The sequence below is a fragment of the Azospirillum sp. Marseille-Q6669 genome (assembly GCF_965111635.1).
Window position 1 is genome coordinate 254,191 of the sequence record NZ_CBCOOP010000002.1, and the last position, 21,671, is coordinate 275,861.

At 62.7% G+C, this 21,671-nt stretch carries 14 protein-coding genes, 3 pseudogenes and 1 other annotated feature; of the genes and pseudogenes, 8 read left to right on the forward strand and 9 right to left on the reverse strand.

Annotated elements, in window-relative coordinates:
* The first annotated feature begins 64 nt into the window (after window positions 1–64).
* On the forward strand, window positions 65–3,058 hold the full coding sequence (locus ACWPXE_RS12395) for a Tn3 family transposase (protein ID WP_454018117.1): 2,994 nt from the start codon (window positions 65–67) through the stop codon (window positions 3,056–3,058).
* 202 nt (window positions 3,059–3,260) lie between these two features.
* On the opposite strand, the gene ACWPXE_RS12400 is transcribed toward ACWPXE_RS12395, so the two are convergent.
* Complete coding sequence (locus ACWPXE_RS12400) at window positions 3,261–3,449, reverse strand: hypothetical protein (protein ID WP_454018118.1); 189 nt, start codon at window positions 3,447–3,449, stop codon at window positions 3,261–3,263.
* 74 nt (window positions 3,450–3,523) lie between these two features.
* Here ACWPXE_RS12400 and ACWPXE_RS12405 point away from each other — a divergent pair, with 74 nt between their 5' ends.
* Together ACWPXE_RS12405 and ACWPXE_RS12410 are read left to right on the forward strand one after the other, a co-directional pair.
* Window positions 3,524–4,450 carry a DUF1003 domain-containing protein gene (locus ACWPXE_RS12405; protein ID WP_454018119.1) on the forward strand — a complete coding sequence of 309 codons (927 nt, stop codon included), beginning with the start codon at window positions 3,524–3,526 and terminating at the stop codon, window positions 4,448–4,450.
* Window positions 4,451–4,613: 163 nt separating this feature from the next.
* Window positions 4,614–5,845 (forward strand): IS3 family transposase gene (locus tag ACWPXE_RS12410; protein ID WP_454018120.1). Its coding sequence is split into 2 segments (ribosomal slippage): window positions 4,614–4,908 and window positions 4,908–5,845, totalling 1,233 coding nucleotides; the frame shifts between segments, so codons are not numbered across the junction.
* Window positions 4,898–5,014 (forward strand) — a sequence feature (AL1L pseudoknot). (Overlaps the previous gene by 117 nt.)
* Window positions 5,846–5,874: 29 nt before the next feature.
* On the opposite strand, the pseudogene ACWPXE_RS12415 reads toward ACWPXE_RS12410, so the two are convergent.
* Window positions 5,875–6,057, reverse strand: a pseudogene (locus ACWPXE_RS12415) (IS5/IS1182 family transposase); the annotation flags it as partial.
* A gap of 68 nt (window positions 6,058–6,125) precedes the next feature.
* Here ACWPXE_RS12415 and ACWPXE_RS12420 point away from each other — a divergent pair.
* Window positions 6,126–7,357: pseudogene (locus ACWPXE_RS12420) on the forward strand (IS256 family transposase).
* Window positions 7,358–7,394: 37 nt separating this feature from the next.
* Here the strand turns inward: ACWPXE_RS12420 and ACWPXE_RS12425 are convergent.
* Window positions 7,395–8,355 (reverse strand): annotated as a pseudogene (locus ACWPXE_RS12425) (IS256 family transposase); the annotation flags it as partial.
* 738 nt (window positions 8,356–9,093) lie between these two features.
* Between ACWPXE_RS12425 and ACWPXE_RS12430 the strand changes: the two are divergent.
* Both ACWPXE_RS12430 and ACWPXE_RS12435 read left to right on the forward strand, forming a co-directional pair.
* A complete protein-coding gene (locus ACWPXE_RS12430) occupies window positions 9,094–9,678 on the forward strand; it encodes an ABC-three component system protein (protein WP_454018768.1) in 585 nt (194 codons plus the stop codon).
* Window positions 9,679–9,724: 46 nt separating this feature from the next.
* On the forward strand, window positions 9,725–9,904 hold the full coding sequence (locus tag ACWPXE_RS12435; RefSeq protein WP_372441577.1) for an ABC-three component system middle component 8: 180 nt from the start codon (window positions 9,725–9,727) through the stop codon (window positions 9,902–9,904).
* A 757-nt stretch (window positions 9,905–10,661) separates the two neighbouring features.
* Here the strand turns inward: ACWPXE_RS12435 and ACWPXE_RS12440 are convergent.
* The gene (locus ACWPXE_RS12440) at window positions 10,662–11,720 is read right to left on the reverse strand and encodes an IS630 family transposase (RefSeq protein WP_454017415.1); all 1,059 of its coding nucleotides are present in this window, start codon (window positions 11,718–11,720) and stop codon (window positions 10,662–10,664) included.
* Window positions 11,721–11,814: 94 nt separating this feature from the next.
* Between ACWPXE_RS12440 and ACWPXE_RS12445 the strand changes: the two genes are divergently transcribed.
* The gene (locus ACWPXE_RS12445; RefSeq protein WP_454018121.1) at window positions 11,815–12,867 is read left to right on the forward strand and encodes a DUF2326 domain-containing protein; all 1,053 of its coding nucleotides are present in this window, start codon (window positions 11,815–11,817) and stop codon (window positions 12,865–12,867) included.
* A 206-nt stretch (window positions 12,868–13,073) separates the two neighbouring features.
* Window positions 13,074–13,910, forward strand: a complete 837-nt coding sequence (locus ACWPXE_RS12450; RefSeq protein WP_454018122.1) for a universal stress protein — start codon at window positions 13,074–13,076, stop codon at window positions 13,908–13,910.
* Between the two features lie 239 nt (window positions 13,911–14,149).
* Here the strand turns inward: ACWPXE_RS12450 and ACWPXE_RS12455 are convergent, their stop codons facing one another.
* The 5 genes from ACWPXE_RS12455 to ACWPXE_RS12475 all read right to left on the reverse strand — a co-directional run bounded on the left by ACWPXE_RS12455 (window position 14,150) and on the right by ACWPXE_RS12475 (window position 21,398).
* Complete coding sequence (locus ACWPXE_RS12455; protein ID WP_454018123.1) at window positions 14,150–15,901, reverse strand: hypothetical protein; 1,752 nt, start codon at window positions 15,899–15,901, stop codon at window positions 14,150–14,152.
* Window positions 15,888–16,256 carry a hypothetical protein gene (locus ACWPXE_RS12460; protein ID WP_454018124.1) on the reverse strand — a complete coding sequence of 123 codons (369 nt, stop codon included), beginning with the start codon at window positions 16,254–16,256 and terminating at the stop codon, window positions 15,888–15,890. Before ACWPXE_RS12460 ends, ACWPXE_RS12455 begins: the two co-directional genes overlap by 14 nt.
* Entirely contained in the window at window positions 16,253–16,708 is a 456-nt protein-coding gene (locus tag ACWPXE_RS12465) for a hypothetical protein (protein ID WP_454018125.1), read from the reverse strand. The genes ACWPXE_RS12460 and ACWPXE_RS12465 overlap by 4 nt, the downstream gene beginning before the upstream one ends.
* An 86-nt stretch (window positions 16,709–16,794) precedes the next feature.
* Window positions 16,795–19,122 (reverse strand): hypothetical protein, encoded by a 2,328-nt coding sequence (locus ACWPXE_RS12470; protein ID WP_454018126.1) that lies wholly within the window; start codon window positions 19,120–19,122, stop codon window positions 16,795–16,797.
* A 65-nt stretch (window positions 19,123–19,187) separates the two neighbouring features.
* Window positions 19,188–21,398 carry a hypothetical protein gene (locus ACWPXE_RS12475; protein WP_454018127.1) on the reverse strand — a complete coding sequence of 737 codons (2,211 nt, stop codon included), beginning with the start codon at window positions 21,396–21,398 and terminating at the stop codon, window positions 19,188–19,190.
* Window positions 21,399–21,671: the final 273 nt, after the last annotated feature.

The window sequence follows — 21,671 nt, forward strand, 5'->3', positions numbered from 1 at the left end:
GCCTTTGTTCTACCGTTCCCCTCCAGACCGGTGCGCAGACGGCCGTTTGCGCAATGCCCATCCCATGCCCCGCCGCCAGCTTCTATCCCCTCAGACGCGAGCCGCTCTGTTCGATCCACCGTCGGAGCCGACCGCCATCACGCGCCTGTACACCCTCTCGCCGGACGATCTGGCGCACGTGCGTCGCCGGCGCCGTCCCTGGAACCGGCTCGGCTTCGCGATGCAGCTGGCCTACCTGCGCCATCCTGGACGGGCACTGGGAATTGGCGAGGAACCACCGACCGCCATGCTCGCTCACATCGCCGGACAGGTCGGGGCCGATCCGGCATTGTTCGTCGACTACGCCCGGCGGGAGGAAACCCGGCGCGAGCATTTGGCCGAACTGCAAGCGGCCTTCGGGCTGTCGCCCTTCGGCTTGGCCGACTATCGGGCCATGTGGCGTGTGGCATCCGAGGTGGCCCGCGGCACCGGCCGGGGCGACGCCATCGCCTTGGCTGTAGTGGAAGAGCTGCGGGCGCGCCGCGTCCTGCTGCCGGTCGCCACCGTGGTGGAGCGCCTCGGCCTCGCCGTCCGTGCCAGGGCTCGAGCCGCCGCTTATGCCAGTCTGATCCGCGGGTTGGAGGATCGACAGGCCGAGCGCCTCCTGGCGCTCCTGAAGGTGACGGAACCGGAGGGCCGCACCGGCTTGACACAACTGCGCGAGTGGTCGGAGGCGCCTTCCGCGGCGAACCTGGTTCGTCTGGCGGAGCGCTTGGCAACGGTGCGGGCCATCGGCATCGAAGCGGATCGGGCGCGGCGCATTCATCAAGTCCGCTATGCCATCATCGCCGGCGAAGCGGGAATCATGGATGCGCAGCACCTGTCGCGCCTCGGCCCGGAACGCCGTCTTGCCGTCCTGACCGCCTTCGTCATCGAGCAGGAGGCCCGGCTCAGCGACGCCGCCGTGGAGATGTTCGACCGGCTGATGGGAGCCCTGTTCCGGCGCGCCGAGCGCAAGCGCACGGAACGGCTGACCGACCGGGCCAAGGAGCAGGAAAGCCTGGTCTGGATGCACGCGGTGAGCGGCCGGGCTCTCGTCGCCGCCCGACGAAACGGGACCGATCCGTTCGCCGCCATCGAGGCGGCCGTGGGGTGGGAAGCCTATGAGAAGAGCGTCGATCACGCCGTCGGCGTCGCCGAGACCGCCGACGAAGGCAACAGCCTGCCCGAGGTGGTGGAGCGGCATGCGTCCGCCCGGCGGTTTGCCCCGACCTTCCTGCAAACCTTTGCCTTCCGCTCGTACCGCAAGTCCGATCCGCTGCTCAAGGCGGTCGACGCCATCAAGGCACTGTATGCGTCGGAAGGCCGGCCGCCCCTGGCGAAGGACGCGCCGGTCTCCTTTCTCCAGCGCCGTTGGCGCCCCCTCGTGCTGCCACAGGGTAAGAACCTCAATCGCCGCGCCTATGAAATGGCCGTGTTCGCGCATCTGCGCGAACGGCTGCGTGCCGGCGATGTCTGGATCGAGGGCGCCCGCGCCTATCGACGGTTCACCGACTTTCTGCTGCCCCGGCCAACGTTCGAGGACCTGCGCAGCACCGAGAGCCTTGACTTGCCCATCCCGGTGTCGTGGCCGGACTATGCCACGGAGCGGACGAAGCTCCTGGACGACCGGTTGCGCGAGGTTGCCACGTTGGCTGAAGCCAACCGATTGCCGGACGTCACGCTGGAGGACGGCCGCCTGACCATTTCGCCGCTGTCCCGCGCCGTACCCGAGGCTGCGGGCGCTCTCGCCAAACGGCTGTCCGCGCTCCTGCCGCGCATACGGATCACCGAGATCCTGGCCGAGGTCGACCGCTGGACCGGATTCACCAGCAGCTTCACCCATGTGCGCACCGGCGAGCCGGCCTTCGACCGCGCCGCGGTGCTCGGCACGGTGCTGGCGGATGGCACCAATCTGGGGCTGTCGCGCATGGCCGAGGCGTCGCGGGGCTTGAACCATGCCCGGCTGATCTGGGCGGCGGAGTGGCATGTGCGCGACAAAACCTACGCCGCTGCCCTGGCCACCGTAGTGAACGCCCACCACGCCCACCCGATGGCCCACCACTGGGGGCCGGGCGACACCTCGTCGTCGGATGGGCAGTTCTTCCGGGCGGGCGGCCGTGGCGAGGCGCGCTCCGACGTGAACGGCCGCTATGGCGACGACCCCGGCGTGCTGTTCTACACCCATGTCTCAGATCGGTTCTCTCCCTTCCACACGAAGGTGATCTCGGCCACGGCGGGCGAGGCGGCCCATGTGCTGGACGGCCTTCTGATGCACGGCAGCGCGCTGTCCATCCGCGAGCACTACACCGATACGGCCGGCGCGACCGATCATGTGTCGGGACTTTGCCATCTTCTGGGGTTCCGCTTCGCCCCTCGCGTCCGCGATCTCAAGGAGCGTCGGTTGTATGTGATTGACCGCACGGCCGATTACGGATTGCTGACGCCATTGATCGGCGGCCCGGTGCGCCTGCACCTCGTCGAGGAATCCTGGGATGACCTGCTGTGGCTGGCCACGTCCGTGCGCACCGGGACCGCAGCGCCGTCCGCCCTCTTGCGCCGCCTCGCGGCCTACCCGCGGCAGAACCAGCTCGCCAAAGCGTTGCGCGAGGTCGGCCGCATCGAACGCACACTGGCAACCTTGGACTGGCTGAAGGACCCGGACCTCCGCCGTCGCTCCCATGCTGGCCTGAACAAGGGGGAGGCGGAGCATTCGCTCAAGCGGGCCGTCTTCTTCCATCGTCTGGGCGAACTGCGCGACCGGACGTTCGAGAACCAGAGCCATCGGGCCTCGGGGCTCAACTTAGTGGTCGCCGCCATCGTGCTCTGGAACACCGTTTATCTGGGTCGCGCCGTGGACGCGCTCCGCGCAGCCGGCGAAGACATTCCCGCCGACCTGTTGGCACATGTGGCGCCACTCGGCTGGGAGCACATCGCGCTCACCGGAGACTATGTCTGGGCCGACGACCACGTGGATTCCTCGGCAGCGTTCCGACCGCTCCGGCGAATTCCCGCTTCGTTCCAGAGGGTCGCCGCTTAGCGTACGATTTTGAACAGATTCTGCGATGACCCCACTTATCGCGCTCTCCTCCGGAACAGTGGCTCTGGCTTCATCGCCGCTGGCCCAACCCATAAACGGGCGTCTTCCTGACGGTTGCGTTCCGAGGTCCAGGGACGGGCAACCGCCGTCCGCAAGTCCCATCACGAACTCGACGTCCGGTTTCCGCATGGGATCATGGCCCCTAACCCAGTGCCGGAGGCGGATTTCCCTCGGCCCTGTTGAGCTGGGCGGCCAGATCGTCCGCTTCGTTGAGGCTGAGGTGATCTTGAGCCCGGCCGTTGACGGAGGCCACCTTGCCACTGCACAGATCGATCACCATCCACCCCGTGCCGGTCCGGTCGATGGTGAAGTCGTAGATGGGCTTGTTCATGTCAGCGCTCCTTTCGGGCGAGGACGGACACCGCGGTGCCGCGGGTGCTCACTCAATTCCGATGGGCAATTCCGATGGGCAGGGTGCCGAACACACCGGCGATGGGCAGGGTGCCGAACACACCGGCGATTGAAGAAGGCGGCCGATCGTTCCGCTTCGGCGAACGACAGGCCGCGTCGCAGAGGCTCGTCGACCAACTCGCCATCATGAACGGCGGTGTTGACAACCATCCAGCCATCGTAATCGAACCGGGGCGCATACTTCGGCATCACGCCGATCTTAAAAGATATCATCATGCTCCTAATGTGATGCGTCAGAAGTCCCCCGCGTCTGCGCAAACGTACACCCGCCGATATTTTCATGCGGCGTCCCAAGCCGTTGCCGGCCTGGCGAGTGGAAAATGGAAGGATTGCACAATGGATGAAGAACTGCGCCACCTTGCCGAGGAATTCCTGAACACCGGCTACGATTCGCTCAGCGAGCGCGAGCGGAAAGTGATTTCACACATCGCCCGACGCCACCACGTCGCGCAAAACGTCAGCCACGCTTTCGAAGAGAAGCTGACCTTCGGCGACCGGCTCGCTGACAGGGTTGCGGCGATTGGCGGCTCCTGGGCGTTCGTGAGCGGGTTCGGCCTGCTCATCATCGCTTGGACGATCGTCAATTCCGGCATTCTGGTCCGGTTCAGCGATCAGTTCGATCCTTATCCCTACGTGTTCCTGAACCTGATCCTGTCCATGCTCGCGGCCCTCCAGGCCCCCGTGATCATGATGTCGCAGAACCGTCAGGCGGCGAAGGACCGGCTCGCCGACGGTCTCGACTACGAGGTCAACCTCAAGGCGGAGGTGGAGATCATGCGGCTCCACGAGAAACTCGATCACCTGCGGATCAACGCCGTCCTGGCCCGGCTGGATGAGCAAAAGGAGCAGATCATGCTCCTGCAGCGCATCGTGGAGGCCAAAGCCGACGCGGAGCGTGGCTCGGGTGTTCCATCGCCGTGATGCTTCACGGCCGCATCGGGTCAGAACACGGGGCCATGGATGAACGCGAACAGCAGCACCGCCAGCAGGAGAAGAACGGGGATCACCAACGGCGGCACGAAGTAATCCACTGAACCGCGCCAGGTTTCCCGGAGGCTCCGTTTCTTGAGAGACTGGGGTCATCATGACGAAACCGGCATCACCCAAATACGCTCCTGAAGTCCGCGAACGCGCGGTTCGGATGGTCTTCGAGCACGAAGGCGAGCACGCCTCGCAGTGGGCGGCGATCAGCTCGATCGCGGCGAAGATTGGCTGCAACCCCGAGACACTGCGCGGCTGGGTCCGGCAGGCCGAACGCGACCAGCGCAAGCGGCCCGGTCCGACGACGGACGAACTGGAGCGGATCAAGGCGCTGGAGCGTGAGGTCCGGGAACTGCGCCAAGCGAACGAAATCCTGCGCAAGGCATCGGCGTATTTCGCCCAGGCGGAGCTCGACCGCCCGTTTCGGAAATGATCGCCTTCATCGACGCGCATCGCGCCGTCCACGGGGTCGAGCCGATCTGCAAGGTGCTGCCGATCGCCCCGTCCACCTATCACGCCCACGCCGCCCGGCGGGTCGATCCGGCCAAGGCGCCGGCCCGCTCGCAAAGAGACGCGGAGCTGGGTTTGGCTATCCGACGGGTCTGGGACGAGAACTTCCAGGTCTATGGAGTGCGCAAAGTGTGGCGGCAGCTGCGGCGGGAAGGCCTTGACGTGGCGCGCTGCACGGTGGCCCGGCTGATGAAGCGCATGGGCCTGAAGGGAGCGATCCGCGGCAAGGCGGTGCGGACCACGATCAGTGATCGCGCGTCGCCATGCCCGGCTGACCGGGTAAACCGCCAATTCCAGGCGCCACGCCCGAATGCTCTGTGGGTGGCTGATTTTACGTATGTCGCCACATGGCAGGGCTTCGTCTACGTAGCCTTCGTCATCGACACGTTTGCCCGCCGGATCGTGGGCTGGCGGGTGTCGCGCACCGCCCACGCCGGCTTCGTGCTGGACGCCCTGGAGCAGGCGCTCCATGAGCGCCGGCCGGCCAAGGGCAGCGGCCTCATCCACCACTCGGACCGCGGATCGCAATACGTGGCCATCAAGTACACTGAGCGTCTCACCGACGCCGGCATCGAGCCCTCCGTGGGCAGCGTCGGCGATTCCTACGACAACGCCTTGGCCGAGACCATCAACGGCCTCTACAAGACCGAGGTGATCCGGCGCCGTGGGCCATGGCGCACCTTGGAAGCCGTCGAGTTCGCCACCCTGGAATGGGTGGACTGGTTCAACCACCGCCGCCTGCTCGAACCCATCGGCAACATTCCTCCTGCCGAGGCCGAAGCGCGCTACTATGCTCAAACCGAGGGCGTCGCCTTGGCGGCGTGACTCAAACCGAATGGCCTCCGGGAAACCCGGCGCGGTTCACCACCCGGCGTTCGGCGTGGCGCCGCTTTCCACTGCTCGATCGCCGCCTCGCTGACCCAGAGTGTGAGGCTGCCACGCTGGCGCAGGGCGGCATCGTACTCGGCCCAATTCGTCACGGTGCGCTTCGGCCGGGGAATGTGATGGCGACGAGCGGCATTGGCCTTGTGCGGCATAGCGGGCGACGGGAGTATCCGGAATTTCGTGCTCGGCGGGGTTATCCTGAAGCGAAAGGAGCCCCTGCATGGCACAACGCAAAGAGCCCGTTATCCCGGATGCCATCCTCGACCAGTTGCTGGCTGGTACTGACGCCAAGACGGCGTTCGATCCGAACGGCCTGCTCGACCAGCTGAAGAAAGCGCTGACGGAGCGGGCGCTGAAGGCGGAGCTGGATCATCACTTGGCCGGTGACAAGAGCGGCAACCGTCGCAACGGCTACGGCCGCAAGACGGTGCTGACCGAGGGCGGATCGATGGAACTGGCCATTCCACGCGACCGAACGGGAACGTTCGATCCGGCGCTGATCGCCAAGTACCAGCGGCGGTTTCCCGGCTTCGACGAGAAGATCATCTCCATGTACGCGCGGGGCATGTCGACACGGGAGATCACCGGGCATCTACGGGAACTCTATGGCATCGAGGTCTCGGCCGACCTGATCTCCACGGTGACGGACGCGGTGATCGAGGAGGTGACGGCTTGGCAGAACCGGCCCCTGGAGGCGATCTACCCGCTGGTGTTCCTGGATGCCATCCGGGTCAAGATCCGGGATGAAGGCCTGGTGCGCAACAAGGCCATCCATGTGGCCATCGGCGTGCGGGCCGACGGCGCCAAGGAGGTGCTGGGCCTGTGGATCGAGCAGAACGAAGGCGCCAAGTTCTGGCTGCGCGTGCTGAACGAACTGAAGAACCGGGGCGTCGAGGACATGCTGCTGGCCGTGGTCGACGGGCTGAAGGGTTTTCCCGAGGCGATCGCCGCCGCCTATCCCGAGACGATCGTCCAGACCTGCATCGTCCACCTGCTGCGCCACAGCATGGAGTTCGCATTCTGGAAGGACCGCAAGGCCATCGCCGCCGCGCTGAAGACGGTCTATGACGCCGTCGATGACAAGGCCGCCGAGGTGGCCCTGACCGCCTTCGAAGACGGCCTTTACACGGCCCCTGGGGGGAAAAGTATGCGGCCATCGGCAAGGCGTGGCGGCGGGCGTGGCAGGAGGTCATTTCCTTCTTCGCCTTTCCCCGCGAGGTCCGGCGTATCCTCTACACCACCAATGCCATCGAGGCCTTGAACTCGAAGCTGCGCCGAGCGGTGCGGGCCCGGGGGCATTTCCCCAATGACGAGGCCGCGCTGAAGCTCCTGTTTCTCGTCTTGAACCGCGCCGAGAAAGACTGGAAGATGCCGCCGCGGGAATGGACGGCCGCAAAGGCACAGATGGCCGTCATCTTCGGCGAGCGGTTCGCAAAAGCGATGAACGCCTGATATTCAATCCGCCCCGCCGAGCACGAAATTCCGGATACTCCCAGTTACGCCAAGCCAGAGCGATCGCCGGATACCTGGTGCCCCAGGGGCCGGCGGCGAACGCCTCCAGGGCCCGCTCCCCAGCATCCGCACCGGTGGCCCGGTAAACCTCCTTCAGCGCCGCCGCGACCGCCCGACGGTCCTTCCAGGACACGAAGTCCAGGGACCCGCGAATGAGGTGAACGATGCAGGTCTGCACCTGGGCCTGCGGGAAGACGGCGGTGATCGCCTCGGGAAAGCCCTTGAGGCCATCGACGACAGCGATCAGCACGTCCTCCACGCCCCGGTTCTTCAACTCGCTCATCACGCGCAGCCAGAACTTGGCGCCTTCGGTCTGCTCGATCCACAGCCCCAGCACCTCCTTGGTGCCGTCGGGCCGGACGCCGAGCGCGACGTGGACCGCCTTGTTGCGCACGGTGCCCTCGTCGCGCACCTTGACCCGCAGCGCGTCGAAGAAGACCAGCGGGTAGAGCGGCTCCAATGGGCGCTCCTGCCAAGCCGCCAACCTCCTCCAGCACGGCGTCGGTGACGGCGCTGACCAGGTCGGGGGAGACTTCGATGCCGTACAGTTCGCGCAAGTGTCCTTGGATCTCCCGCACGCTCATGCCGCGGGCGTACATCGAGATGATCTTCTCATCGAAGCCCGGAAAGCGGCGCTGGTATTTGGCGATGAGCTGCGGGTCGAAGGTGCCGAGCCGGTCACGTGGCACGGCGATCTCGATCTTGCCGGTGTCGGTGAGCACCGTCTTGCGGCCATAGCCGTTGCGGCTGTTGCTCCGGCCGTCCGGCTCGCCGCTCTCCAGGTGATGGTCGATCTCGGCGTTCAGCGCCCGCTCGGCGAGCGCCTTCTTCAACTCATCGAGCAGGCCATCCTTGGCAAAGGCACTCTTCGGATCGGCGCCGGCGAGCAGTTGATCAAGCAGCGCGTCCGGAATGCTGGGCTGTTTGCGTCGTGCCATACAGGGCCTCCTTGGGTCCCGAAGTTATGGCCCGTACACGAAATTTCAGACAGTCCCACGAAGCCGCCAGACATTGGACGGAACAGCCTTGTTCTCCCCGGCAGGTTCACAGACAGACGCCGCAGCCCACGGCTCGTGCGGCCCCGCTCTTCGCTTGGGGTCTCACGTCAAGCCAATCGGTGCCGCTCTGGCTATCGACTGTGCCTGCCCGACCTCACGAAGCCCGGTGCGGTTCGAACCACCAGCCAGCGTTGGATGCAGACCCCTCTGGACAACTGGAATGCCAGGGAACTAACCTTCTGCGCGCCAAAACCGGCGTCACTTGCGAGCTGCACGTCCACTATGATGCGCCGGGATTATCGCCTCCATGAACTGAACGATGCCGAATTCGAACGTCTCGTCGTTCGGGTCTGCACACGCTGGCTCGGGGAGGGGGTGTCCCCGTTCGCGCCGGGAAAGGACGGTGGCCGGGATGGCAAGTTCTTCGGCACAGCGAACTCCTTTCCGAGCGCAGCCAAGCCGCTGGTCGGACACGCCGTCCTTCAAGCCAAGCACGCCGCCGCGCCAAACAAGTCGTGCTCAGACAGTGACTTCGGACCAATGCTGAAGAAGGAATACAAAAAAATCCGACGTCTGATCGGTGAAGGCATCTGCGACCATTATCTGCTGTTCACAAACCGCAAATACACGGGCGGCGCTGACGAAAAGTACATTAAGGAGTTGAACGGGCTTGGGCTTATGTCCGCGCACATCATTGGCGTGGAGCGCCTCCATCTTGCGTTGGACGATCATTCTGACATCCGAGACACACTACCGAATCGCTATGATCCGTCACCTTTCCGGTTTGATCCCGATGACCTTGTTGAGGTGATTGGAGCACTCCATACATTCACGAAAGACGGCGACGCCTCTTCTTTCCAGAGTGCATTTGACTTTGAGAAGCTCAAGATCCTTGAGAAGAACAAGATCAATGGCGTTACAAGGGAGTATTACGAGCAGAGTATCGTGGGAGGCTCGATGCCCCACTTTGACCGTGTGGCCCAGTTTCTTGGAAATCCTCGGAACGAAGATTTTGCGGCGCTTTATCACGACTCAGCCGACGAAATAAAACAGAAGATTATTATCAAGCGCAACGAGTTTGGCGCGTTCGATGAGGTTTTCCAATTCATGTATGAACGCATTCAGGAGAAGAAGGTCGAGCTGAAGGGGAAACGTCGGCTGATCACCATCCTGCTCCACTATATGTATTGCAATTGTGATATCGGTTCCAAGGAAGCCGCTGCCGAAGAAACCGCCATGGTACCCGCCGATGCTGACGCCTAGGAAACACCTAAACCTGGATACATCGGTGTTGCGGGTGTCGAGCTTGATGCTCCGTGAACTCCAGAAGCGTGGGGTGATCGAGTTCGAGAAGCTTCGTTCCACCATCCTGAAACGGGTCGGCCCCGATGGAGAATTATCATTCCTTCCGGCCCTGGATCTCCTCTACCTTCTCGGTCGCGCTGATTACCATCTCAAGAATGACACCATAGAATATAAGACAGACTGACATGCAGATTGGACGCATATATTCCAACAAGCCAGACATCTTCTTCCCCATAGATTTCAACTACGGGGATAATGCAGATGTGATCAACATTATTATCGGAGAGGTGCGTCGACCGCAGGATAAGAAGCGCGACTCCCATAATCTTGGGAAAACCACGCTGCTTCACCTCATCGACTTCCTCATGCTGAAAGGACTGTCACAGGAGCATTTCCTGTCGAAGCATCAGGAGCTGTTCGCCGACTTCGTGTTCTACCTGGAAATAGCCCTCAATTCCGGAGACTACGCGACGGTCCGCCGTGGCGTATCGGATCCCAATCTGATCAGCCTCGCCCGCCATGGGGAACCGAACCAGGATTTCACCGACACGCCGAACGACGGATGGGCGCATTCCGATCTTCCCATTGTTGAGGCGGTGACTCTCCTCGACGCTTGGCTCGATCTCCGCGTCTTGAAGCCTTATGATTATCGCAAGGCCATCACCTATTTCCTGAGGTCGCAGCAGGACTGGAGCGACGAGCTTCAACTGCAAAAGTTCCAGCTCGGCCGCGACCTCTACTGGAAGCCCTTTGTCGCTCACTTGTTCGGCTTTAAAGGGGGAGCGGTCCAGAGAAAATATGAACTTGACGACACCATCCAGAAGCTGAAGCAGAAGCAGGCGGACCTTCAAGCCGAGGTCCAGTTCAAGGAAGACGACCTGCCGGAGTTGGCCGCAAAGCTTTCATACCGATGGCGCATGAAGGCTTCCATTGCTTGGAATTCATGCGAATTGCGGCCACCAGTGGAACCATGTGGCGGCGCGGATACGGTCGGGATCATCGGCGAGACCGCAGCAGCGATCGGCGAGTGCTTGATCGAGGGCATCGAGATCCTCGAAGTAGGTGTTGGCGATCGTCTCGTTGGTCAGTGGCCAGAGATGCTCGGCGGGCTGCAATTCGGGGGAATACGGGGGTAAGAACTCCAGCGTGATGCTCTCCGGGATGTCCAGCGAGCCGGCGACATGCCAGCCCGCGCCATCGAGGACGATGAGCACCTGCTTGGTGGGCCCGGCCCCGACCTCGCGGGCAAAGGCGTCCAGGATAGCACCGAACATGGGCGCATCGAGGCCATCGACGAGAAACCAGATCACCTGTCCGGTGCTCGGCCGTACGAAGCCCGCGAGATACATCCACTCGAAGCGCTGGTGGCCGCGCGCCACCGGCCGGCGGCCGCGCGGCGCCCACACTCGGCGGAGCACCGGCTTCAGCCCGACGCGATGCTCATCCATCGCCCACACCTCCAAGGGTGTGTCCGGGTCTTCCTGCTGGAGGGCCTGCACACGGCGGCGGAACCGGGCCTTGAAGACCTCCTGGGCCAAGGGATCGGCTTCGGCATGGCGGGGGCGCGGTATTTGGCGGGTGAAGCCGAGCCGGCCCAGATAATCGGTGCCGCGCCGGGGTGAGACGAGCCGGCCAAGCATGCCGGCGATCCACTGGGCGACCGAGTGGCCCGTCCACAAACCGCGGCCGGGCGGCGGATCGGCCAGGCTAGTCCTCAGGCTTTGTCGCTGGTTTTCGTCGAGCAGCGGTCTGGCGCCGGGGTTGAACTGGCGCTGGTCACCCAGCCCCGCAACCCCGGCCTCGTTATAGCGTCCCACGATGACGCTGACCCAGCGCGGCGTGTACCCCGTCACCTCGGCCACGAACTGGGCCGAGCGCCCACTGGTCAGCAGCCAGATGATTTGCAGATGCGTCCGCTCCGTCGCATCCGTCGCGGCCTTGTACAGCCGATGCAGCTCATCGGCGTCAAGGTGATGAACCAGGTGAACCTTGCTGCCCATGCCAAATCAGGTGGATCGGGCTCGCCTCAAAGGAAGCCTTCACACGCCGTCGGTATCAGTCCTTCACCAGCAAGTGGATGAACTGGAGAGGCAATTGGACTCCTTCCAGTTCGACGCCCAGGAGCGCCGGATTGTGCAGGAGCTTGTCGAGTCGGTGGAGCAGGAGGTGGCCGAACTCAACGAAACCATCTACAACATCCGATACGATATCAAGCAGATCGACAACTCGCTGGGGCATAAAGATAAATTCGATCTGAAAGAAGTCGAGGCCATATTCAAGGAAGCCGAGTTGTATTTTCCGGATCAGATTAAGAAGCAGTATGAAGATCTGGTTGGCTTTAAGAAGAAGGTGACGCGCGAGCGGGACGCCGCGCTCCGTGCGCGCCGCAAGCAACTGAGCGAGCAGATGCGCGCGGCGGAGGAGCGAAAAGCTACACTCGACGCGTCCCGGGAGGAGCAGCTCCGGATCCTTCGAAACACGGACACCATCGACAAGTTCAAGACGCTCCAGAAGGAGCTGACCAAGCAACGGGCGCAACTCGTCTACCTTGAGGGGCAGCGGAGCCGCCTGGACAGCGTCGCGGATGCTGCCCGACAGGTCCGAGAGGCCGAGCGCGAGCGGGGGCGCGTGGTCGACGAGATCAAGGCGATGGTGTTGAAGCCGACTCCAATCTACGAGAAATTCACCAGGATCTTCAATGATTACTGTCAGCAAGTTCTGAACAGGGAGGGAATATTTTATTTTCACGTCAACAACAGCAACAACCTTCAGTATGAGATCAGCCTTGGCCTGACCGGACAGAAGGGTAAATCATCAAGCCAGGGAGAGGGGACTAGCTACAAAAAGCTGGTGTGTGCACTCTTTGATCTTGCTCTTCTTAAGGTCTATGAGAATATGCCATTCTTTCATTTCGTCTATCACGATGGAATGTTCGAGTCTCTCGACGATCGTAAAAAGCTTGCTTTCCTTGATGTGGTCAGAAAACAAGTCGCCAATAAAAAGACCCAGTACATCATGACCGTCATCGCCTCGGATCTTCCACGAACGGATAAGGGCCAAGTGATCGATTTCTCTGAAAAGGAGGTTGTGCTGAGATTGCACGATGATGGACCTGAGGGCCGTCTGTTCAAAATGGGTGAGTTCTGATTTTCCTCGCAGCATCCTGAACGGCGGCACCGCCGCGCTCGATCCGGCGGCGATGACAATGCGCTGCCCGAGGGGACGTCCGGAGCGGGACGCACAAGCGGTGCCGATGGACGATTTTCCATCGCGACCAAGCCGCCGGCTCGTTGCCAGCGAACGTGCGGCGGACCATGTCATTTCCATCCGGTGCAGCGCGGGAGGGCGGTGCCATGCGAAGCATCCTCGTGCCACTTGAGGAAAGCGACGTGCTGGCCTCGGTGCTGCAGATGGCGGCGGTGGCGGCCCAGGAATGGAGCAGCTACCTGGAAGGGTTGTATGTCCGACGCGAGTTTGCGGGAACCATACCGCTGGACAGCGGCGTTCCGGTGCTCATCGAGGACCTGCGCCGCGATGAGTGGGACCGGGCGCAAAGAGCCCACGCGCTGTTCAACACGGTCATGGGCGAGCGGAACATTCCCGTTGACGGCCGCGCCGGTGCCCCAGGGCCGATGGCTCACTTCCGCGCCGAGACGCCGCCCGGTGAGGCCTTCGTGGCCCGCCACGCCCGCCTGTTCGACCTCACCGTCCTGGGGCAGCCCGCACGCGGCATGGCGGCACCCCGCATAACGACCATCGAGGCCGTGCTTTTCGAGAGTGGTCGGCCGTTGCTGCTGGCGCCGCCGCTGCCGCCGGAGCGGTTGGGTGAGACCGTTGTGATTGCCTGGAACGGCAGCACCGAGACGGCACGCACGCTGGCCTTCGCCCGGCCCATTCTGGAGCGTGCCCGGCGGGTCGTCGTGCTGTCGGTGGAGGGCGGCATGGTCGATGGCCCGGACGGCGACGACGTGGTCCGTTCCTTGGACCGGACGGGGATCGTCGCGCAGGCGCGTCACGTGCCGCAGCACCATGGAACCGGGGAGACCATTCTGGAGGAAACCCGCGCGCTGGGTGGGGACCTTATCATCAAGGGCGCTTACACGCAGAGCCGGTTGCGCCAGATGATCTTCGGCGGCGCTACCCGCGTGATTTTGGAGATGGCCCACGTTCCCGTGTTCATGGCCCATTAGCAACCGACCAGCCGCCGGAGGGCAAGCGGCGGGCAAGCGCGGTTGCGTCCTGACGATCTGGCGATCTACTTTGTCGGTGTAAGGGCTTTTTCCGGGGAACGACCTTGCCGGATGCAAGGCGTACGTTGAGCGGGCGGTGGCGTGAGGACCCGAACGCCACCTGCCACCCCGGCCCGGACGGTGAAACCGTCCGTCTTTGACCCAAATAGACCCAGTCGCGACCGGGGCGCCGGCCTTTCTCAATCGTCGGCGTTCCACGGATCCCGCCGCCCGTTCGACGTCGAACGAGAAACCGCGGCGACCACATTGTCCGTCCCGTTGCCCCGGCTTACAGGTGCCGGTAGAGCCCTCAAATGCGGAGGTGCGGCCGTCGGACGCACCGTTGCCGGTGGCTGGAGGCGCGAATCCTGGAGGATCGCCTTGACCACCTCCTCGAGCAAAGAGGCTTGATCGTGCAGTGCCCCGAGGTCAGCAAACCGCTGGGCCAGTTGGATGATCAGAGCGGCTCGCTGGGACGGCAGGCCTCGGAGCACCAACGTGTGTTCCCGGATCAGCCGCAATGATTCCTTGTTGGCGCTCCAATACACCAGCTGCGCAAGTTGGAGGTAATGCTCAATTGTGGTCGTAATGAGCGTGTGGCCCGCCGCCTCAGCCACCCTAACGAGAACCGTTTGTTCCACATCCTGCGTCCATCGGAAATTGGACGCTTCGAAATGCTCGGTCCACAGGCGAAGGGCGAGCCGGGTCAGGAACAGGGCTCGCAGCCTGTGCCCGGACAGCGGGCTTCCCGCCGCCGAGAACGCCGCCTTCACGTATTTTCCAACCGTTTCCGGCATCAGCCCTTGTCCGTCGTGGGTCAAAAACAGGGTGTCAGGCTCGCAGTAGGCCACATCACGGCCGTGACACGTGTTCACGATCGTTTGCCGATGGCCCCAGATGCACCAGGTCAGTAGATCGTAAAGCAGGTCATGCGGGAACGGGACATTCCGGGTCTTGGCGCCCTTCCCGGTGACGATGACGGAAAAGGTTTCGCGCTGCTTGCGCCCAGCAAAGTCCTCATCGATCCATCGTCTCAGCTGGTCTCGCTCCGCCTTGGAGCAATTCTGCAAAGACCGTCCTCTCGGGAGAGGAGCACCTTCGACCGTCAAGGCATCCTGGATTTGGCTTATTGACAGGCCAGCCACCTCCGCGCGGCGCAGACCGGCTTCCGCCATGACCCGGCCGATCAGCCAGTCGCGTTCGCCCAGCACATCCGACCGCCAAGCCTGCTTTTTGTCCGGGGGGCGGTTGCGAAGGTGCATAAGGATGTCTCGCTCCAGATCGTCGTCGACATGACCGCGCGGCCGCCGCACCGAGCGACCAGACGGTGGGGCGAACTCCCATGTCTTCAGTCTTCGCTTGCGTGCTCTGGCCCTGCCGAAGGGATCGGAGGGCGCCGGCTGCCCCCCGCGCTCGGTGAACGGACATTTCGGTCCACTACGCCCGTTAAGCCCCGGATCCGGCCCGACGAACGTCCAGCCTCGCGCGATTCTGTCCCGAATGTCCGAAGGCAGGAGGATGAGAGGAACCGAGGTTGGCACCAGGTTGTAAAACCCGAAAATCACTTGGCATTTGTGCGCGATGCGCGTCGCGGAACCGCCGCGCCGTTCGCCCCTGCCGCTCTGCGCGAGCTCCTGCAAATCCGAATAGAAGCGGATCAGAGAGTCGTCGTTGGCCTGCCACCAAGCTATGCCGAAGACGTCGAGGGCCGCCCACCATTCGCGGAGGATCTTGGCTTCCTCGACGATCGATCCCCGGGCGAATCCGGTGCGGCACATTCGTGCGAGATGGTAATGCACCGGAATGCACACCTCCCCGGTCCGTTCGTGGAGGATGGCAAACCCCGGCGCCGCTTGCCCCCGCAGTTTGAAGTCGTTTGGAGCCAGCCGCAAACGATACAGGCGGGTGGGATAAGGCGATCGCTCGGGGAAGGCCGCATCACAGTCCGCCAATGACCTTCTCCATGGCTGTGGCCAGCCCGTGTATCCGGGCGAACACGTTGTGCGCCGCGTCGCCGGCACGGCCGGAAAAGCGATAGGCCGCGGTGATCAGATCGATGGCCCGGTTGACCAAACCGCGCGACCACTGGTTTTCCGTGCAGATGATCGAGCATTTCATGACGGACGTGTAGAGCCCCGACGACAGAAGGGCGCAGGGACGGTCGCCAGCGTCGCGCCGGCACCGGACCATGTTGATGTCGGCAACGGCCAACGGCGTGCCGTAGCCGTTTCCTCGCAATGCCGGGAGCATTTGCACGGAGGTCTGGTCGCCGGCGGCATCCCCGAGTGCTCCACAGAACCGGATCATTGGGGCTTCGCCTGTTGTGCCTGCCGCAGATCGTCCATAAGCCGGTCGAGTTCGGAGAGCAGCTGGGCGTTCTGCAATGATAGGGCGGCGTTCGCGTCGTTGAGCGTGCGGTTCAGCGCCTCCAATTCGGCGAGCCGGTCGGCTGTGCCAGGCGGGCGTAGCAGGCGTTTGATCCGTGCAAGGGCCTCGTCCCGGCGCCGGGTGAGGTCGGGATGTCGACGTTCAGGTGCGGCGCTCCACGTTCCGAGGTCGCCACTGGGGCCCCTCCACGCCCTGAACGCGCGGGCGTTAAGAGGAACGATCACGTCATCCCATTGGCCTTGCGGCTTGCGCTTGGAAAGCTTGGCGCGCGCGATTTCCTCCTCGCTTGCGGGCACCCAGGCGGCCCGGAGGATGTCGTCGGGAACCCCGTGGACCGCCCACGTTTCGACGAGGGTGACCTTGCGCTCCATCTGGTCCCGGAGTGCGGCGGACCGCTGGACGGAGTATAGGCGGGCCTTAGCTTCCGCCGTTCGTGGACCGGTTGCGCGTTTTGCGGTCATCGTGTCGCCCGGCTCGCCCGCACGGTCCGGGCAATGTCCAGAAACTCGCCCAACAACTGATTGGCCTTCTCGGCCGCCGTGGCCTCGACCAGGATTTCCCGTTTGTTCTCACTCAGGGCAACGCCCAACGGGCACCCCATGCAGGTCGGGATGGACGCGTAGGCGTAGTCGGGGCGCAGGTCGGAGGCCATTCCCACGAGAGCGCGCTTCTTGATCAGGCACGCCGCCCGCGGGGCGTCGCCGGTATGTCCGTGACGGAACCGGCACAGGGCATACCCTCCAGGCACCGGCTCAAGGTAGAATGAAGCGGCGACCTTGAGGATCTGGCCACGGAACCCCGCCCGGACCTCAGATGGGTTGAGGTTGCTGTCGGGCTTGTCCAACCGGATTTTCTTCGCCGCTTCCTGAACGAGGCGCTCGATGTCCTGCCGCATGACGGTGGCGCCACCGCCGATCGGGTCCTCGTCCCCGTCAAACACTTGAAGGTGGCGTTGGACCAGGAAATCCTGCCGCACCTCCTCCCAGCTGTCGTAGCGCTCTTTAAGAGCACCCTTCAGCAGACGAGCTTCGGTCGCCACCGCTTGGTGGCGCTGCGCATCGGTCGTGGCATCCACGCGCTCCGCCGCGGATTGGGCGGCGGCCCGGGCGATGGCCACTTTGTACGCCTTCGTCGCCGCCCGCTGGATGTCCGCCAGGCGAACGAGATGTCCCCTGGCCAGCTCGGTCAGGTAGTGGCGTGTCATCTCCGGGTTGTAATGACGCAAATGTCGACTGATGGCGTCGAAATTTCCATAATAGTTTCCCCAATAATAGTACATTGCGAAGCTGCGGCGCAGTTGATGTGGCTGTGGAGCCCAGGCGCCGCTGCCCGAGCCGGGTGCGTCTGTGATCCCGAGCGCTTCGGCAAAATCGCCTAGCAGTCGTCCCAGATACATCCCGACGGGCAAGCTGCGCCCATCGTGCGTATTGACTTCAATCGCCAGGAGCCATTGTTCGCCGGATGTGCGGCGCGTGGATTGCGACAAGCGTGTTAAGATATCAATGGCTCTTGCGACAATGGCCGGAACCGGAATGTCGTCAAGGTCACGCAGTGTCTTGGCGATGTAGGAGGTGATCCACCATTGCCCGTCTTGGTCCTGGTGCGCGCAATCGGCCCGAAGGCTCACCAACTCGATTTTCCGGCGAGCGCTGAAGGCACCGATAATGATAATGCAGCCGGCGACCACCAAGCGCAGCGCTTGAAAAATGCCCATTTCCGCGGAACCGGGGGAGGTTTTCCACGTCGGAGCGAGTCGCGGCGCTCTCGGACCAAGCGGGTGCTGGTCAATCAACGCTTGAATGGCCGGCCGCGCCCGCTTGTAGATGTCGTCCAGATGTCGTGGGGGGGAGACCGCTCGAAGGAGCGCGGGTATCTCCTGCACCACATTCATAACGGGCGGCGCATAATCCAGCACCCACACGGACGCCGCTTCGATGAGGCGCAGCCACAACTCCGGTGCGATCGTACCCGTACGCCCCCCTTGCGGCACCCCAAGACCAGCGACGATGTCGTCCACCGACGCACGGGCGAATGGTTCGAACCCGAGAGGGTCGTGTGGCAAGGCACCGGAGTGGGACAAGCGCGCCAGATGGTCCCAACTTCTCAGAAAGAGCTTCATGCTGGCCGCCGACGCTATCCGCCTGAGCGCCAATGTTACGGTGGCGGTCGAGTCGGGAACCTGCAAACCCGACGCGTTCAGGAATGACACGCGCTTTGCAATGACGGTGGTGATGCCCAACTGCTCGACGACCGACTCGACCTCGACGCCGGTGCGACGCGCATAGTCTGCTATGGAAACCGGGGCGGGGGCCAAGGCGGATTGCCGGGAGAGTCGATTGAAACGATCCGCTAAGGGGATCAGGTTGAGCGCGCCGCCGGCGGCAAACCGGCGGCAATACTGTTGAAATAAAACATCGCCGGTGGACGCGCCATGGGCGTCCTTGCGCCCCAGGGCGTTTAGGGATGTGATTCCCAAACTGCTTCGCCACCGCACAATCCACCAGAATGTATGCACCTCCGCCACCACATTACCGGCTGATTTTGGGTTTCCAAGCTCGCCGGCTAACAACTCCAAAGCCAACACTTTGGCGGTGACCAGATCATGGGAATGGCTGGCGTCGGTCGAACGGACGCCTCCCGCGCCGACCACCGTGTCGAAGTTGATATCCACGTCAGCGTTTCTCACCAATGCCCGGTTCTCGGTGCACAGGCGCCAGACGTTGTGAGCCAGATCACGGTCGGAACCCTGATGCCAGCCGTCGCTGGAATCGTGGCGTGTGGCCACGAGCGCATCCGGAATGGCGTGTGCCCGGAGGACAGTCGACGGGGCCACGGATGGGGCGGGTGTGGTCATTGCCCGGGTCCAAAGTAAGGCAGGGAGAGGCGGCCGTCGCGGACATCGCGCGCGGCGGCGCGCGCGACTCCGCGATAGGTGCGCATCATTCCCTGCTGTTGCAGGACGCGCCCCATGGCCCGCACCGCGACGAGCAGGGGAAGAAGCGCCCGGTTGAAGTGCGCAATGTTCCGCGTGGTCGCGCGGGCGCGAATCAGCCCGCGATAGGCCAGGGCAATCTCGCGCATGGTGTCTGTGGTCAGGGCGAGGCGCCTGTATGGCGCCCTCATGCCCCTGGCGTCCGCCTCGGGATCGACCGGCGCCAAGCCTAGGGCTCCGGCGATGCCCGCACGCTCGGCGTGTTGACGCGCCTCTGCGAGCATAGCCTCCGTTAGGCCCAGGGCCTCGGCGGCGGCGCGTTGGTCCAACAGCCGAAGACCGAGTGATTGCAGCGCATTTTGGTACTGTCGGATGCTTGCATCCAGTTCGCGCTGGACCCACGTCGAATTCAAATAGCTCGCGCGCAAGACGTTGGTGCCATCCGAATGATGATTCGCCACAGAACGGGCCGCCAATTTCCCATGTTCGCTGTTCGCTATGCGAATGTAGCTTTTGCGAATCTTTCGTAAGGTGATTCCCTTGCGAATGCCCAGGTGCTCAGTGTCGACGTGAATTGTTTCCGGCTTTGCCAGGCCGCGCCCTGTGGTGCATGGTATCAACCAGAATGACGCCACCGCCGCCTCGGATGGCACTCCGTGGCGCGCTAAATCGGCCAGTGCCGATTCCCTAATTCGGGCATAGCGATCGAGAAGTCTCCCTGTGCTGTCCGCGCCGTCCATACACAGGACGCCGCTCAACGTCCGCTTTGGATCGTCGGCCGCAGCCACGCTCGCGAACGCCTCGATGGCACACGACGCCTGCCAACCGTCAAGGATCGCGTCGGCGCCCTCACCGATGGCGGCGATCACCTCGTGACCGGCTCGCGTCTTATAGGCCGTGACAAAGCTGCCAGCACCGAAGTACGAGTGACTCTTGGTCCTGAAGATAACCGGGTTTCTCGCCAGTTCTTGCGTCGGTTGCAAATTCCATCCGGTATCACAAACATAAAGTCCGATGGCCGATCCGGTAAGTTTGTACGAGGGCAGAAACAACCCTGTCAGTGTGACTGGAGGGATTCGGTTCGTTTTTGTCGAGATGGACAGTCCAATTTTCCGCCACAGGCGGATGTCCCAGGCTGGATCGTCGCGAAAGGAAGCGATAAGCCTCGATCGATGTCCCTCATTGTTGTACCCGTGAGCCCAATCCGGACCCAGGACAACCGCTTCCAGCTTTTGCAGAAGTTTCCGCGCCGCAGCAAATTCGGCCTCTTCACACCCGGGTATCGACGCGCCCGCCAGGATTCGGCGTGTCACCCAGTAACGTCGCTCCTCTTCGGCGAACACTCTTCGGAAGTCTTCGCGGGCCAGAGCGATGGCCCGGCGCTCGCGATCTGGAGCGCTCAAACCGGCCAGTTCGGGCCATTCGCTTTCCCCCAGACTGAGTTCTGGCCGAGCGATGCGTGTGTTACGCCGTTGTCGCCACGAGAAGCCCTCCGGCACACCGCCCAAGGTCGGGTTCTGTTGGAAAAAGGTAAGGGCACCACGGATCCAACCATCGATGGACCTCTGAGATGCGTTCCCCACCGCGATGTCATTCGTCCACTGAAAAAACACCGACCGGAAGCGATTCAGATATTGCTGCTGTCCATATTGAAATCGATCTTCCGGCGCGGAGGCGTTATTGTCGGGGTTTGCCGTAAATGCTCGGCGGATTTTGTAGGCGTCGGAGTTCTCGGGGCATGATGCTAGATAATAGAAAAATCTTAGAGGACCATATTGTGAGTAGGACGCGTTAGCCTCCAATCGTTGCATCAGGCCGCGACCAAACACTTTTTCGACATGCTCTCTCATGTTTCCGGTTGGCGATACGAAGGGGGCCCTGGTTGAGAGAGGTCTCCTCTTTTTCTTCAACACCAATGTGGGCAGGTCCATGGGAATGCCGTGCGTTCCGGCCATCGCCTCCAGCAAGAGTCCGGCTTGCCAGCCCAGATGCTCCGGAACCTCAATCCGCCAATCCAAGAACACGCGACGAAGCTGGCTTCCGGTAACCGTCCCGTGCCCAGCCAATGCAGAATGGACGGCTTGGGCATCCAATCCGATCGGAGAACAAAGCGAACGCAGGAAGAGCAATATTCCTATTTTTGCGTGCGCTCCATCCCAAATAGATATCACTCGTAACAATGCTCGAGGATAGTAGTCACGCAGATAAAGAATTAATTCTGCTATTTGTATGTAGAGCGACCCACCTTTCTGCCCAGTGAAAGCAAGGTAAAGAGGCTTCTCAAATGGTATATTGCACCTTTCTCAAATTGCTTCTAATGCTAGGTATGTAAGTTTTTCTTCTTTGAGATAATTCTCTGTGCAGACTGAGCCGTCAAAGCCCCAGAGCAGATCCTCGCACAT